The following is a 595-nucleotide window of genomic DNA, read 5'->3' as shown; positions in this document are numbered from 1 at the left end:
GTTGGGGTATAGACTTCATGGGTCCCTTTCCCTCCTCTTGTGGGTACCTTTATATTCTATTGGCAGTGGACTATGTCTCTAAGTGGGTTGAGGCTATCCCAACGAGAACTAATGATCACAAAGTGGTTTTGAAATTTTTGAAAGAAAACATTTTTTCTCGTTTTGGGATGCCTCGTGCAATCATTAGTGATGGTGGGCTTCATTTCTGTAATAGGCCTTTTGAAAATTTGGTTAAAAAGTATGGAGTCACTCATAAGGTGTCCACCGCCTATCACCCACAGACTAATGGTCAAGCCGAATTGGCAAATAAGGAGATCAAACATATTTTAGAAAAAATGGTTAACCCTAATCGCAAGGATTGGTCTCTTCGACTAACCGATGCTCTTTGGGCGTACCGTACTGCTTTTAAAACCATTCTTGGTATGTCTCCTTATAGGTTGGTTTATGGCAAGGCATGCCACTTGCCGGTGGAAATGGAGCACAAGGCATATTGGGCAATTAAAACTCTAAACTTTAACTTGGCTAAAGCAGGTCAACAGCGGATGTTGCAAATGAATGAGCTGGATGAAATGAGGCGCGAGTCTTATGAGAGCTC

At 42.2% G+C, this 595-nt stretch carries 1 protein-coding gene and 1 pseudogene; both read left to right on the top strand.

Annotated features, from left to right (window positions below):
* Positions 1 to 17: 17 nt before the first annotated feature.
* Positions 18 to 218, top strand: a pseudogene (locus HLA95_RS30455) (integrase catalytic domain-containing protein); the annotation flags it as partial.
* Between the two features lie 39 nt (positions 219 to 257).
* The coding region (locus HLA95_RS30450) for a hypothetical protein (RefSeq protein ID WP_255592584.1) at positions 258 to 595 on the top strand (338 nt) is incomplete at its 3' end.

Origin of the sequence: Geminicoccus harenae, assembly GCF_019800005.1 — a bacterium.
Lineage (GTDB): Bacteria > Pseudomonadota > Alphaproteobacteria > Geminicoccales > Geminicoccaceae > Geminicoccus > Geminicoccus harenae.
This window is presented reverse-complemented; position numbering and strand designations above follow the sequence as displayed.